Source organism: Burkholderia stabilis (assembly GCF_001742165.1).
In the GTDB taxonomy this organism is placed as follows: Bacteria; Pseudomonadota; Gammaproteobacteria; order Burkholderiales; family Burkholderiaceae; genus Burkholderia; species Burkholderia stabilis.
On record NZ_CP016444.1, the window covers coordinates 151982 to 165678 of the forward strand.

Here is a 13697-nt window from a genome sequence, read left to right on the forward strand (position 1 = left end):
AGCGCGTTTTCAACCATGTCATCCCGCTTGTCCAGTGCGGCGCCGCCTCGCACCACGCCGGATCTCGTCGACGCACATATTCTCGTCGTCGACGATCGCCCGAACGACCTGCGGCTCCTGACCGAAATCCTGCGTGCGGCGCGATGCAGGATCAGCATCGCGTTCGACGGGCTGCAGGCGTATCACCGCGCGCAGGCGATCTCTCCCGACCTGATCCTGATGGACGTGCGCATGCCGCGCATGGACGGTTTCGCCGCGTGCCGGCTGCTGGCGTCGACGCCTTCGACCCAGTCGATCCCGGTCATCATCCTGACGGCGGCGGGCGATCTCGAGGATCGCATCGCCGGGCTCGAGACCGGTGCGATCGACTACATCGTCAAGCCGTTCGAACCGGCGGAAGTGCTGGCCCGGATCCGCAATCACCTGAAACGGGCGCGGCGCAACCAGCCGTTCGCGCACCTGCCCGAACTGCCCGACAACCCGGACGCCGCCCTCGTGCGCGCGGCCAGCGAGGTGTTGCTGCGCAACCTGCGCCACCCGCCGGCGCTCGAGGATCTCGCCAAGCAAGTCGGCACGCACGAAAAGCGCCTGTCCCGCGTGTTCCGCGATCATCTCGGCCAGACCGTGTTCGAGTACCTGCGCGACACGCGCCTGCGCGCCGCGATGCACTTTCTCGCCCAGACGTCGATGGGGATCGGCGACGTCGCCGAGGAAATCGGCTTCTCCACGCCCGGCAATTTCGCGACGGCGTTCCGCGAACGCTTCGGCATCACGCCGTCCGACTGGCGGCGGCAGCGCCATGCGGCTCACGCGCCGCCCGCGCCCGGGGAGCACCATCACGATGCGTAGGCGATACGCGGCCTGGGCAGCCGGATGTCGCGCGTTGCTGCTGCTCGTGATCGCGATGGCCGTCACCTGCGCGACGGCCCGGGCCGCGTCGACGCCCGCCCCCGCGCAACTCGACGCGGTATCCCTTCTCGAAGACGCGAGCACGGCGATGACCGTCGATCAGGTCGCCGCCCGGCTTGCCGCCCCGTCTCACCGCACATCCGCCGCAACGCCGCCCTCGTTCAACATCGCGTTTTCCCGTTCGGCGTGGTGGGTCGGCGCGACGCTGACCAATCGCGACAGCACGACTCGCCCGCTGGTGCTGCTGCTTCGCGATGCCCGCGTCGATCACGCCGACTTCTATCTCGACCGCGACGGCAAATGGATGGCGGCCAGCCGCTTCCCCGCCGCCGACGCGGACGGCGAGGCGGACCGGCAACGATCCCGCTACCCGGTACTCGACGTGTCGTTGCGCGCCGGCGAACAGGTGACGGTCCTGATCCGTGTCACGTCTCGCAAGGAAATGCGGCTCGCACCGGCGGCCTACACCCGTGCGGCATGGGCGGCGCAGGAATCGCACGCCGCGATGTGGGACTTCGGGTTCTTCGGCGGGCTGCTCGCACTCGTGTGGTGCGCGCTTCTGATCGGGTTCTTTTCGCGCGACGGCGTGTTTTACGTGCTGGCCGCGCTGGCGCTGAACACCACGCTCTTCGAAGCGGCGTACCGCGGTTATGTGGCGCTGGTTCTGTCGCCCGCCGCACGCGAGTGGTCGTCACGCGGCGAGATCGTCTTCGTCTATCTGGCGGTGGCGTGCTTCATCGTCTTCATTCTGATGGTCGCCCGGCGCGAGCAGGCCAGGATACCGATGCGTGCCGTCTACATGGTGTTCCTCGCGCTCGAATGCGTCGGCATGGCCGGCGCCGCCTTCGGCGACTTGCTGACCTTCACGTGGTTCTGCCTGCGGCTGAATACCGTGCTGGGGATCGTGAACATCGGCGTCGCGCTGACGCTTGCCATCCGCCGCACGCCGACCGGCCGCGTGATGCTGATCGCGATCGGGTTCGCCACCTTCAACATGCTGATCCGGATACTCGACGGCATGGACGCATTGCCGCCGTTCCTGTCCTGGCTCAAATCCGATATCTTTCCGAACCCGGTCATCGCGATCATCGGGCTCGCCACGCACCTGCTGGTGCTGGCTGCGTGGATCCACCACGTGGGCCGTCAACGCACCGAGGCGAGGAAGCGGCTCGAACACTGGCAGCTCACCGAGCAGGACCGCCTGCGCGACGAAGTCGCGCGACGCACGGTCGCGCTCAACGACGCGCTGCAGCAGGTCAGGACGCACATGCAGCAGAAGATCGAGACGCTCGGCTACGTCAGCCACGACCTGCGCGCGCCGCTGTCGACGATCAACGGTTACGCGAAGCTGCTGCTGCAAAGCGCGACGCGCGGCCAGGCGCGGCTGATCCGGTCGATCGACCGGAGCATCCGCTACCAGCTCGCGCTGATCGACGAATTGCTCGCGTACACGAAAGCCGAACTGCAACCGCTCGGCGTTGCGCCGGATACGACCGACCTGCCCGCGCTGCTCGACGACATCGGCCACTATGCGCTCGCGCTGTGCGCGCAGCAGGACAACCGGTTCGTCTACCGGCCGGCCACGCTGCTGCCGCGCACGGTGTCGATCGACGGCATGCGGCTGCAGCAGGTGCTGCTCAACCTGCTGTCCAATGCTTCGAAATTCACGCGCGACGGCACGGTCACGCTGTTGGTGCATGCCGCGCGCGAAGGCGATGCGTGGCGCCTGCTGTTCGAGGTCGCCGATACGGGCATCGGGATCGACATCGCCGGGACCGGCGACATCTTCCGCGCCTACCAGCAAGTGCAGGCCGTGAACGGCGGAACCGGGCTCGGCCTGTTCATCGCGCAGCGCATCGTCAGCGCGATGGGCGGCGAGCTGGCCGTTTCCAGCCGGCCGGGCGCCGGTACGTCGTTCTCGTTCCCGGTCGTCGCACCGGCCATCGGGCACGCGCTCGTGCCCGTATCGGAGCTCGTCCGGCGGTTTCAGCCGGCGGACGATGCCGAACCGGAGATCGCCGCACCGTCGCTGCACGGCCCGTCCGACGATGCACTCGACGAACTGATCGTGCTGGCCGGAGATGGCAGGCTCACCGATATCGAGGAATGGCTCGGCCAGTTTGCGAACGAGCCGGATCATTCGTCGTTCGTGCAAGACGTGCGGGATCGGCTCGATACGCTGGACCTGCATGCGATCGAGAAACTGGCCGAGTCGCTGAAACGCGCGCGCGCCGCGGATGCGTCATTCGACGCCGATACGAACATGGTCGGGCCCGCGTAATGGCGGACGGCGGCTGCGGAAGCGCGCGGCTGCGAGACGTACCGGCATCCACGACGAGCGCGAGCCGGCGCTTGCGTTCGTCGATGCCGCACATCATGCAAAGACGCCGACCGATTGGCGTACGGCAGGGCTCCGCGCGGCAGATATCGGCTTGCGCGCCGACGAATCAGCGCATCGTTCCCTTGGTGTGCAGTTCGCAGCCGATGCGCATGATTTCACGCTCGCCCTCGATCAGCGCGGCAGCGCTCGTGTGTACCGAATAGCGGCCCAGATGCAGATCGTGCGGATGCGGGATGGCCGTGCCGACCACGAAACGCGCATCGGTCACCGCTTCGAATTCGATCGCTGCGTCGGACGCGTCGAAGACCACCAGTTCGCCTTGACCGACCGGGTCGGGCGTACGCAGGCTGCCGTCCATCACGGCCGTCCAGCCGACCCGCTCGCCCGGCTGCGGCCGGCAGGTCCAGCGCTCGCCGGCCTTGAGATTCACCACGACGTAGTTGACGCCCAGCGGCGCATCGATCGGGCTGACCGCCTCACCGCTGCGGCCGAGCAGCACGCGCGCCGGACCGTCCGTCGGGATGTCGTCGATCGACAGGTGACGGCTGAATGCCGGCGCCAGCTCGCGCCCCGGCGGCAACGCGACCCACAACTGGAACGCCTTGACCGGCGGCACGACCGTGCCCGTGTGCCAGACCCCGCGCCCCGCGCTCATCCACTCGATGTCGCCAGCCGTGACCGTGCCCTTGTGGCCGGTCGATTCGGCATAAGTGCCTTGTCCGTCGATCATCAGCGTCAGCGTCGCAATGCCCGAGTGCGGATGCCAGCCGAAGCTCGACTGCGCGATCGGCGCTCGCGTATCAACCAGATCGAGAAAGACGAACGGCTTGATCATTTCACCGACGTCGGACGGGCTGACCATGCGCACGACCGGCCCATGTGTATGGCCGCGCGTGCGGAAAACGACGTGACGGCCAGCGACAGCGGTCGGCGAGACAGGATTCGTGGCATGCATCGGAAATACTCCAGCGTATCGACGGGCGACAGGCGGCAGCGCCCGGCCGGGCGTCCGCCACGGTTTGTGCGAAATCAGGAAAGCAGCCGGCCGAACACGTCAGGCCACGAGCGCAGCAGCGGCCTGCTTCGCCGATGCGAGTGCGCCGTTGCGCAGGTCATCCCCCATCGCCACGCCTTCGGCGCGAATGAAGGTGATTTCCTTGATGCCCAGTAGTCCGAATGCTGCCTTCAGATAGGTTTCCTGATGGTCTACGGCAGCCATCGGCGAGCCTTCGCTGTACACGCCGCCGCGCGACGACACGACGACCAGCTTCTTGCCGCCGCACAGTCCGACCGGCCCGTTCTCGCCATAGCCGAACGTCTTGCCGACGACGGAGACGCGGTCGATCCACGCCTTCAGTTGCGACGGGATACTGAAGTTGTACATCGGCGCACCGATGACCACGATGTCGGCCGCGATAAATTCGTCGAGCGCGCGCTGACCGATCTCGACGTCCGCCTTCAGCGCGTCGTCGACCGGCGCGCCTTGCGCGGCGGCAAGATGTTCCGCCGTCAGATGGCCGATCGGCGTCGCGGCGAGGTCGAGACGTGTCACGGTGAGGCCCGGATCGCGGGCGCGGAAGGTTGCAACGGCCTGGGCCGACAGCTCGCGGCTGACGGAGGCTTGCCCGAGGATGCTGGAATCGATGTGCAGCAGTTTCATGATGTTGTTCCCGGAATGGATTTATTGCTTGAGCGCTTCGGCCGTAATGAGCAGGCGCGTCTTCATGCTGAAGCCGTACGCTTTGCCGAGATCGACGCCGAAATCGCTGCGGTCGAACTCGCCCGCTGCATCGACGCCGCACACTTCGCGCTTGAACATCGGATGCGGCATGCACTTGAACGAATCGATCTTCAGCGTCAGCGGCCGCGTCACGCCATGCATCGTGAGATTGCCGACGACCGTCGCCGGCCTGTCGCCGTCGAACGTAATCGTGCCCTTGTAGATCGCCTGCGGGAATTTCGCCGCGTCGAAGAAATCGGCCTTCTGCAGATGCTCGTCGAGCTTCGCGCTGCCGGTGTGGATCGACGTAATGTCGGTCGTCACGTCGACCGTACCCGTCTTCGCCGCGCGGTCCAGCGTCACGGTGCCGCCCGACTTGTCGAACTTGCCGCGCCAGACCGACAGCCCGGCGAGGTGGTCGGCCTCGAAGCTCGGGTACGTATGGTCCGGATCGAGCTGGTACGTCGACGCGGCCGCGAATGCGGAAAACGACAGCGACGCGACGAGTGCGCCCGCCGCGATCGTCAGATACTTGTTCAATTCAATCTCCTCGAGACATCAGGTGCGTTTGTGACGTGACGCCAGTATGGAGACCGGGGCTGCTTTACACTAGACGGATAAATAGGATTTGATTCGTCCATTTTTGGAGTAATCCGATGCTCGATCTGAATGATCTCGCGCTGTTCGTCCAGGTCGTGCGCGCCGGCAGCTTCTCGGAGGCCGCGCGGCGCCTGCGCATGCCGGCCAATACGCTGAGCCGCCGCATCGACCAGCTCGAAGGGCAACTCGGCACGCGGCTGCTGCACCGCTCGACCCGCAAGCTCGCGCCGAGCACCGAAGGCCAGGCGCTGTTCGAGCGTTATGCGCCGGCGCTCGACCGGATCTTCGAGATCGAGCGCCAGCATGCGGACGGGCAGGCGCCGTCCGGCACGGTGCGCGTGACGGCGATGGCCGGCCTGTTCGAGGTTTTCCGGCTGGAATGGCTGGCCGAGTTCTATGCGCGCTATCCGCAGATCAGCATCGACTTCCTGCTCGACGACACGCCGTCCGACCTGATCGGCGAGCGCATCGACCTGGCGTTGCGAATGGGGATCGAGACCGGCGGCAGTTTCCGCGTGCGCAGGATCGCAGCGGGCACGACGATCCTCGCGGCCAGCCCGGCTTATCTGGAACGACGCGGCGCGCCGCGCACGCCGCGCGAACTCGCCGGGCACGATTGCCTGACGGTGTCCAGCCGCCAGGGGCGCAGCATGTGGCGGCTGCAAGGGCCGCGCGGCAGCCAGGAAATCTCGATCGACAGCCGCTTCTCGGTCAACGACATGCGCGTGGTGGCGCAAGCCTGCATCGCGGGGCTCGGGATCGCGCTGCTGCCGCAGTTGCTCGCCGAACCGGCGATCGAGCAGGGAAAACTGGTGCGCGTGCTGCCTGCTTATCGACGTTCGGGCACCGGCCTCGGGCTGCAGCTCGTCTATACGAGCCGCCCGCCGCTGCCGCCGGCCGTCACGGTCTTTGCCGAGTTTCTTCTGGAGAAACTCGGCGAAGCGGTGTGCGGGCAACCGAACGGCGAAGCCGACCGATAACGTTTCCTTGTCGCGGTAAACGGAATTTCTTGTTGGACGCGGAATTTCGGCGATCCAACACTGCGGTGCGTCGCGTCGGGGGTCGACCGACGCCATACGAGGGCCTGGTGCCCCATCGCAGGAGACAGCCATGCCGGCAGCAGGAAAGTCCATCAATGTCCGCGAATTCATCGACGAGCGCGCGGTCAGCCCGTTCCAGTGGCTGGTCGGGTTTCTGACGTTCGTCGTCATCTCGCTGGACGGCTGGGATACCGTCATCATCGGCTTCGTCGTGCCCGAGCTCATCAAGGAATGGGGCGTCACCAAGAGCGCGCTGGCGCCGGTGCTCAGCGCCGCGCTGTTCGGCCTCGCGGCCGGTGCGCTGCTCGGCGGGCCGATCGCCGACCGGTTCGGACGCAAGCGCGTGCTGGTCGCCAGCGTGGCGATCATCGGCCTCGGGACGCTGGCCACCGCACAGGCGAATTCCCTCGGGACGATGCTGCCCATCCGCTTCGTCACCGGGCTCGGCCTCGGTGCGGTGATGCCGAACGTCGTGACGCTGTGGTCCGAGTACGTGCCGGAACGCCGGCGCTCGTTCCTCGTGACCGTCGTGTACAGCGGATTCACGGTCGGCGCCGCGCTGTGCGGCTTCATCGCGGCGTGGATCATTCCGGGCTACGGATGGCGCACGATGCTGATGGTCGGCGGCACGCTGGCCGTTGTCTGCGTGCCGCTTCTCATGCTGTGGCTGCCCGAATCGGTCGCATTCCTGACCGTTCAGAACAAGCGTCCCGACCTGATCGTGAAGATTCTTTCCGCGATCGGCCGCACGCGTGTCGCCGCCGATACGCACTTCTTCCTGCCGGCCCAGCCGAAGGTGAAAGGTGGCGCGATCGGCACGATCCTGTCGAAGCGCTACGTGGCCGGCACGGTCCTCATCTGGCTGTGCTATTTCGTCGGGCTGTTCGTCCTGTACCTGCTGTACAACTGGCTGCCGACGATGGCGAAAGACGCCGGCTATACGAGCGCCCAGGGCGCGATCATGGTCGGCTTCCTGAACTGGGGCGGCACGCTGGGTTCGGTCGCGATCGGCTGGCTGATGGATCGCTTCGACCGCTACCGGGTGATCGCCGTGAGCTTTTGCCTGGCCGCCCTCTCGCTGTGGGCCGTGCACGGGGTGCAATCGACGTTCGCGGCGTTGCAGGTGCTCGCATTCGCGTGGGGCTGGTTCGTTCCCGGCACGAACACGGGGATGAATGCGCTGACCGCACGCTTTTACCCGACCGTTGCGCGCTCAACCGGTTTGAGCTGGATGCACGCGTTCGGGCGGCTTGGCGCGATCGGCAGCGCGTTTGCGGGCGCGGCGCTCCTGAGCGCGGGATTGGGGCTCGGCCAGATTCTCCCGATCATGGCCGTTGCGCCGCTGACCGGCGCGGTGGCCGTGCTCGTGATCGCCGGGCTGGTGAAGCGCTGGGCGCTTGCCGACGAATCGGCGGCTTCGGTCGTGCCGGCGGCGACCGAGGTTTCGCCGAATACCTGACGAGGTATTGAAGCCGGCGCGCCGGTGGACCAGGCACGCCCGGAGCGACAGCGCGTTCGGCACATCGCCCGATGCTTCCCGGCCTGATTGCGATCTCGTCATGTTCGACGATCGGGATTTTTACCGGCTGCCGGCAACGCATTGTGCTGCCGAGCGACAACGCGACGCAATGACGTCCCCGACGATGCTCAGGACCGGCATGCCGTCGCTTTCCTGCCGGTCACGCCTTCGTGATGGGTTACGACGCCGGCCGGATGCGGCCGCGCGTCGTCGGTCACCCGCGTCGGGTTCAGCTCGCGCAGCACGCTCGCGCGCCCGCCGTCGTCGTCGGGCAGTTGCGGCATTCCGCGCGCAAAGGCTGGCGCGACCGCCGCCGCGAGCAGCGCGGCGATCGCCAGTCGGGAAAGGACTTTCATCGTCCGGCTCCCGCCTTACTGCGTGCTGACGGACGGCACGGACGCCGACGCGGTCGCCGTGCCCGGCTCGCCGTGCGCGATCGCATACAGCTCGGCATTGCGCGCGATCGTCTGCTTGCTCGGCGGATAGTCCCAGTTCGACGTGGGCACGGTGCCGTCGCGCTGCGCCTGGACCAGCTCGGCGATCACGTCGGCGCGCGTCAGGCCCTGCGACGCGGTTTGCGCGAAAGCGGCGACCGGCGTGCCGATTGCGAGTGCGAGCAGCGCGGCGGCTGCGATCAGTTTGCGATTCATGATGAAACTCCCCAGAACGGTTCGATGTGGACGCATCGTCGATGCGCCGCCGGCGGAACCGCGAATGCGATGGCCCGCCTGACACATTCATTCTGGTGACCGTAGCAGGCGCGACGCTGACTGCCGGATGACAATTCCGAAATCTGCGGCGCGGCACGCAGATAACAGTTTCGTAATCTTCGAGTCAGGACCGGGTCAACGCGGCGACGGCAGACTGCACGCTCGTCGCATCGAATGCGGCGCCCTTGCCCTGCTTCGAGGAACAACATCATGTGGATCGTCAGGCTGGCGTTGCGCCGGCCCTATACGTTCGTCGTGCTCGCGCTGCTGATCTTCATCGCGGGACCGCTCGCGCTCCTGCGCACGCCGACCGACATCTTCCCGAACATCGACATTCCGGTCGTCAGCATCGTCTGGTCGTACAACGGCTTCTCCGCCGAGGACATGGCCAAGCGGATCACGTCGAACTACGAGCGCGCGCTCACGTCCGACGTCGACGACATCGAGCACATCGAATCGCAGTCGCTGAACGGCGTGTCGGTCGTGAAGATCTTCTTCCACCCCGGCGCGGACATCAATCGCGCGATCGCGGAAGCCGCGAGCAATTCCGCGTCGATCCTGCGAATCCTGCCGCCCGGCACGCTGCCGCCGAACATCATCACGTACAACGCGTCGACGGTGCCGATCCTGCAGCTCGGGCTGTCGAGCGACACGCTCGCCGAGCAGCAGCTCTACGACCTCGGCAACAGCTTCATCCGCACGCAGCTCGCGACCGTGCAGGGCGCGGCCGTGCCGCTGCCGTTCGGCGGCAAGATCCGCCAGATCGTCGTCGATCTCGACACGCGCGCGCTGCAGGCGAAGGGGCTCGCGCCGATCGACGTCGTGAACGCGATCAACGCGCAGAATCTGATCCTGCCCGGCGGCACCGCGAAAATCGGCACGCGCGAATACAACGTGCAGATGAACGGCAGCACACAAACGGTCGCCGCGCTGAACAACCTGCCGGTGAAAACGATCGGTGGCAACGTGGTGTACGTTCGCGACGTCGCGCACGTCCGCGACGGCTACGCGCCGCAGACCAACATCGTGCGTGCGGACGGCAAGCGCGCAGCGCTGCTGACCGTCGAGAAGACCGGCAGCGCGTCGACGCTGACGATCATCGACCAGGTCAAGGCGATGCTGCCGAAGATCGCGGCCGGCCTGCCGAAGGCGCTGCACATCTCGGCGCTCGGCGATCAATCGGTATTCGTGAAGGCGGCGATCCAGGGCGTCGTGCGCGAGGCGCTGATCGCCGCGTGCCTCACCGCGCTGATGATCCTGCTGTTCCTCGGCAGCTGGCGCGCGACGCTGATCATCGCGGTGTCGATCCCGCTCGCGGTGCTGACGTCGCTGCTCGCGCTCGCCGCGCTCGGCCAGACGATCAACATCATGACGCTCGGCGGGCTCGCGCTCGCATTCGGGATTCTCGTCGACGACGCGACCGTCGCGATCGAGAACATCACGCACCACCTCGAACGCGGCGCGCCGCTCGAAGACGCGATCCTGACCGGCGCGGGCGAGATCGCGGTGCCGACCTTCGTATCGACGCTGTCGATCTGCATCGTGTTCGTGCCGATGTTCCTGCTGCAGGGCGTCGCGCGCTACCTGTTCGTGCCGATGGCCGAAGCGGTGATCTTCGCGATGGTCGCGTCGTATTTCTTCTCGCGCACGCTGGTGCCGACGCTCGCGATGGCGCTGATGCGCGCGAAGGGGCACGGCCGGCCGCCGCGCGGCATATTCGCGCGGATCGCGCGTTTCCAGGCGGCGTTCGAACATCGCTTCGAAGCGGTACGGCTGCGCTATCGCGCGCTGCTGTCCGCGGCGATCGCGCGCCGCCGCCGTTTCACGGCAGTCTTCCTGCTCGCATGCGCCGCATCGACCGGACTGTTCGCGTTCGCCGGCCAGGACTTCTTCCCGTCGGTCGACACCGGCGAAATCCGCCTGCACCTGCGCGCGCCGACCGGCACGCGGATCGAGGAAACCGCGCGCCTGACCGACGAAGTCGAAGCGCGCATCCACGACGTGATTCCCGCGAGCGACATCGCGAGCGTGCTCGACAACATCGGCGTGCCCGTGAGCGGGATCAACCTCACGTACGACTCGTCGGACCCGATCGGCACCGAGGATGCCGACGTGATGATCACGCTGAAGCCGAACCACGCGCCGACCGCCGCCTATGTCGCGAAGCTGCGCAACCTGCTCGCGCAGTCGTTCCCCGGCGTGACGTTCGCGTTCCTGCCGGCCGACATCGTCAGCCAGATCCTCAACTTCGGGTTGCCCGCGCCGATCGACATCCAGATCGTCGGCAACAAGCTCGCCCAGAACCGCGTCGTCGCGAACGCGTTGCTCGCGAAGCTGCGCGGCGTGCGCGGCCTTGTCGGCGCGCGCATCCAGCAGCCCGGCGACGAACCGGCGATCAACGTGAACGTGGATCGCACGAAGGCGATCCAGGCCGGCCTCGAACAGCGCGACGTCGCGCAGAACCTGCTGATCGCGCTGTCCGGCAGCTCGCAGACGACGCCGAATTTCTGGCTCGACCCGCGCAACGGCGTCAGCTATCCGCTGATGGTGCAGACGCCGCAGTATTCGGTCGATTCGCTGCAGGCGCTCGCGAACGTGCCGCTGCCGGCGGGCACCGCGCGTTCGCCGCAGACGCCGGCCGGCGGCCCGGCGGCCGGCGCGCCCGCGCAGAACCTGCTCGGCGCGCTCGGCAGCTTCTCGCGCGCGACGCAGCAGGCGGTCGTGTCGCACTACAACGTGCAGCCGGTGCTCGACATCTTCGCGTCGGTGCAGGGGCGCGATCTCGGCGGCGTGACGGCCGACGTGACGAAGCTCGTCGACGATGCGCGCGCGCAGTTGCCGCCCGGCTCGTCGATCGTGCTGCGCGGCCAGGTGCAGGCGATGCACGAGTCGTTCGCCGGGCTGCTCGGCGGCCTCGCGCTCGCGATCGCGCTCGTCTACCTGCTGATGGTCGTCAACTTCCAGTCGTGGCTCGACCCGCTCGTGATCGTCGGCGGCCTGCCCGCGTCGCTCGCCGGCATCGCGTGGATGCTGTTCGTCACGCGCACGACGCTGTCGGTTCCCGCGCTGACCGGCACGATCCTGTGCATCGGCATCGCGACCGCGAACAGCATCCTGGTCGTCAACGCGGCGCGCGAGCTGATCGCCAGCGGCACGCCGCCGTGGCAGGCCGCGCTCGATGCGGGCTTCAGCCGCTTCCGCCCGGTCGTGATGACCGCGCTCGCGATGCTGATCGGCATGCTGCCGATGGCGCTGGGCCTCGGCGACGGCGGCGAACAGAACGCGCCGCTCGGCCGCGCGGTGATCGGCGGGCTGGCGTTCGGCACGCTGTCGACGCTGCTGTTCGTGCCCGTCCTGTTCGGCTTCGTCCATGCGTGGCTCGGCCGGCGCCGCGACGCGGCCGCCGCGCGCCGCGCGCAAGACACGCCGGCGTTGTCCTGATCGCGGATGTACGCCTGCTCCCCTTCGACTCGCCCGACTTCGAACCCATCATGAACGACTCGACCGAACCTCTCGCCCCGCCGCCGGCCGCCGAAGCGGATACGGCGCCACCCGTTGCAAGCTGTACGACGCCCGAAGCCGCGCCGCCGCGCCGCCGCCGCAAGCTGACCGTCCCGCTCGCCGCGATCGCGGCGGCCGCCGCGCTGCTGGCGATCGCCATCGTGCCGCGTCTCGACGCGCGCGCCGCGCAGCGCGTGCAGGTGGCCGCGCAGCAGGCGCTGCCGGTCTCGGTGATCCTGCCGGGCACCGCGCCCGCCGACCAGACGCTGACGCTGCCCGGCTCGGTGATGCCCTACGCCGAGGCATCGATCTATGCGCGCACGAGCGGCTATATCGCGCACTGGAATGCCGATATCGGCGCGCGCGTGAAGGCCGGCGCGACGCTCGCACAGATCACCGCGCCCGATCTCGACGCGCAGTTGCGGCAGGCGCGCGCCGACACGGCGACCGCGCAGGCGAACTACGACTACGCGAAATCGACCGCGCAGCGCTGGCAGGACATGCTGAAAACGCAATCGGTATCGCAGCAGGACACCGACACCAAGGTCGCGGACATGAACGCGAAGCGCGCGATGCTGGCCTCGGCGCAGGCGAACGTCGCGCACCTGACCGAGCTGGTGTCGTACGAATCGGTCGCCGCGCCGTTCGACGGCGTGATCACCGCGCGCAACGTCGACGTCGGCACGCTCGTCACCGCGGGCGGCACGCCGGGCAGCCCCGGGCTGTCGGGCGAACTGTTCCATCTCGAACAGACGGGCACGTTGCGCGTGTTCGTCGACGTGCCGCAAGACAGCGCGGCCGGCGTGACAACCGGGACGTCCGTGTACCTGACCACGCAGCAGTATCCGGGGCGGCGCTTCGCCGCGCGCGTCGCGCGCAGCGCGGGCGCGATCGATCCGGTCACGCGCACGCTGCGGGTCGAGATCGACGTCGACAATCGCGATGGCGCGCTGATGCCCGGCGCGTATGCGCAGGCGCACCTGCTCGTGCCGAGCGCGGCCCCGGCGTTCGAGCTGCCGGTCAGCGCGCTGCTGTTCCGGCCGAACGGTGTGACGGTCGCGACCGTCGGCGCGAACGGCGCCACCGCGCTGAAAACCGTGCAGATCGGGCGCGATTTCGGCACGCGCGTCGAGATCGTGTCGGGGCTCGCCGCCAGCGATCGCGTGATCGACAACCCGGGCGATTCGATCGCCGCGGGCGAAGCCGTGAAGATCGTGTCGGTCGCGCATGGCGCGACGCCAACCGCGCCAACAGGCTCGGCGGCCGGGGCCACGGCCGCGTCGGCGACCGCCGCCGTCGCAACGCCGGCCGCAGCTTCCACGCCGGCCCGCGGCTGATCCGCCGATGACAACTCGCG

The 13697-nt window shown here is 67.8% G+C and carries 11 protein-coding genes; 6 read left to right on the forward strand and 5 right to left on the reverse strand.

Features of this window, described 5'->3' with window-relative positions; genetic code table 11:
* Positions 1-15 precede the first annotated feature (15 nt).
* The gene (locus tag BBJ41_RS33300) at positions 16-849 is read left to right on the forward strand and encodes a response regulator transcription factor (protein WP_069750597.1); all 834 of its coding nucleotides are present in this window, start codon (positions 16-18) and stop codon (positions 847-849) included.
* A complete protein-coding gene (locus tag BBJ41_RS33305) occupies positions 842-3190 on the forward strand; it encodes a sensor histidine kinase (RefSeq protein WP_069751429.1) in 2349 nt (782 codons plus the stop codon). Before BBJ41_RS33300 ends, BBJ41_RS33305 begins: the two co-directional genes overlap by 8 nt.
* 166 nt (positions 3191-3356) lie before the next feature.
* On the opposite strand, the gene BBJ41_RS33310 is transcribed toward BBJ41_RS33305, so the two are convergent.
* The 3 genes from BBJ41_RS33310 to BBJ41_RS33320 all read right to left on the reverse strand — a co-directional run bounded on the left by BBJ41_RS33310 (position 3357) and on the right by BBJ41_RS33320 (position 5510).
* Positions 3357-4205, reverse strand: coding sequence for a pirin family protein (locus BBJ41_RS33310; protein WP_069750598.1), 849 nt, complete (start codon positions 4203-4205; stop codon positions 3357-3359).
* Between the two features lie 99 nt (positions 4206-4304).
* Positions 4305-4910: an FMN-dependent NADH-azoreductase gene (locus BBJ41_RS33315; RefSeq protein ID WP_069750599.1), complete on the reverse strand. Its 606-nt coding sequence runs from the start codon at positions 4908-4910 to the stop codon at positions 4305-4307.
* Between the two features lie 21 nt (positions 4911-4931).
* Complete coding sequence (locus tag BBJ41_RS33320) at positions 4932-5510, reverse strand: YceI family protein (protein WP_069750600.1); 579 nt, start codon at positions 5508-5510, stop codon at positions 4932-4934.
* 116 nt (positions 5511-5626) lie between these two features.
* Between BBJ41_RS33320 and BBJ41_RS33325 the strand changes: the two genes are divergently transcribed.
* Together BBJ41_RS33325 and BBJ41_RS33330 are read left to right on the forward strand one after the other, a co-directional pair.
* Positions 5627-6550, forward strand: coding sequence for a LysR family transcriptional regulator (locus BBJ41_RS33325; RefSeq protein ID WP_069750601.1), 924 nt, complete (start codon positions 5627-5629; stop codon positions 6548-6550).
* A 130-nt stretch (positions 6551-6680) separates the two neighbouring features.
* Positions 6681-8069, forward strand: coding sequence for an MFS transporter (locus BBJ41_RS33330; protein ID WP_069750602.1), 1389 nt, complete (start codon positions 6681-6683; stop codon positions 8067-8069).
* Between the two features lie 188 nt (positions 8070-8257).
* Here BBJ41_RS33330 and BBJ41_RS33335 read toward each other — a convergent pair whose 3' ends face one another.
* Positions 8258-8485: a hypothetical protein gene (locus BBJ41_RS33335; RefSeq protein ID WP_069750603.1), complete on the reverse strand. Its 228-nt coding sequence runs from the start codon at positions 8483-8485 to the stop codon at positions 8258-8260.
* A 15-nt stretch (positions 8486-8500) separates the two neighbouring features.
* The gene (locus tag BBJ41_RS33340; protein ID WP_069750604.1) at positions 8501-8779 is read right to left on the reverse strand and encodes a DUF4148 domain-containing protein; all 279 of its coding nucleotides are present in this window, start codon (positions 8777-8779) and stop codon (positions 8501-8503) included.
* Between the two features lie 270 nt (positions 8780-9049).
* On the opposite strand from BBJ41_RS33340, the gene BBJ41_RS33345 reads away from it, so the two are divergent.
* Both BBJ41_RS33345 and BBJ41_RS33350 read left to right on the forward strand, forming a co-directional pair.
* The gene (locus BBJ41_RS33345) at positions 9050-12280 is read left to right on the forward strand and encodes an efflux RND transporter permease subunit (RefSeq protein ID WP_069750605.1); all 3231 of its coding nucleotides are present in this window, start codon (positions 9050-9052) and stop codon (positions 12278-12280) included.
* 50 nt (positions 12281-12330) lie between these two features.
* Positions 12331-13677 (forward strand): efflux RND transporter periplasmic adaptor subunit, encoded by a 1347-nt coding sequence (locus tag BBJ41_RS33350; RefSeq protein ID WP_069751431.1) that lies wholly within the window; start codon positions 12331-12333, stop codon positions 13675-13677.
* Positions 13678-13697: the final 20 nt, after the last annotated feature.

Bases quoted from the DNA above. Each gene is read 5' to 3' on its own strand.
- BBJ41_RS33340 (WP_069750604.1), bottom strand. From the start codon at position 8,779: ATGAATCGCAAACTGATCGCAGCCGCCGCGCTGCTCGCACTCGCAATC.
- BBJ41_RS33305 (WP_069751429.1), top strand. From the start codon at position 842: ATGCGTAGGCGATACGCGGCCTGGGCAGCCGGATGTCGCGCGTTGCTG.
- BBJ41_RS33335 (WP_069750603.1), bottom strand. From the start codon at position 8,485: ATGAAAGTCCTTTCCCGACTGGCGATCGCCGCGCTGCTCGCGGCGGCG.
- BBJ41_RS33310 (WP_069750598.1), bottom strand. From the start codon at position 4,205: ATGCATGCCACGAATCCTGTCTCGCCGACCGCTGTCGCTGGCCGTCAC.
- BBJ41_RS33315 (WP_069750599.1), bottom strand. From the start codon at position 4,910: ATGAAACTGCTGCACATCGATTCCAGCATCCTCGGGCAAGCCTCCGTC.
- BBJ41_RS33300 (WP_069750597.1), top strand. From the start codon at position 16: ATGTCATCCCGCTTGTCCAGTGCGGCGCCGCCTCGCACCACGCCGGAT.
- BBJ41_RS33325 (WP_069750601.1), top strand. From the start codon at position 5,627: ATGCTCGATCTGAATGATCTCGCGCTGTTCGTCCAGGTCGTGCGCGCC.
- BBJ41_RS33345 (WP_069750605.1), top strand. From the start codon at position 9,050: ATGTGGATCGTCAGGCTGGCGTTGCGCCGGCCCTATACGTTCGTCGTG.
- BBJ41_RS33330 (WP_069750602.1), top strand. From the start codon at position 6,681: ATGCCGGCAGCAGGAAAGTCCATCAATGTCCGCGAATTCATCGACGAG.
- BBJ41_RS33350 (WP_069751431.1), top strand. From the start codon at position 12,331: ATGAACGACTCGACCGAACCTCTCGCCCCGCCGCCGGCCGCCGAAGCG.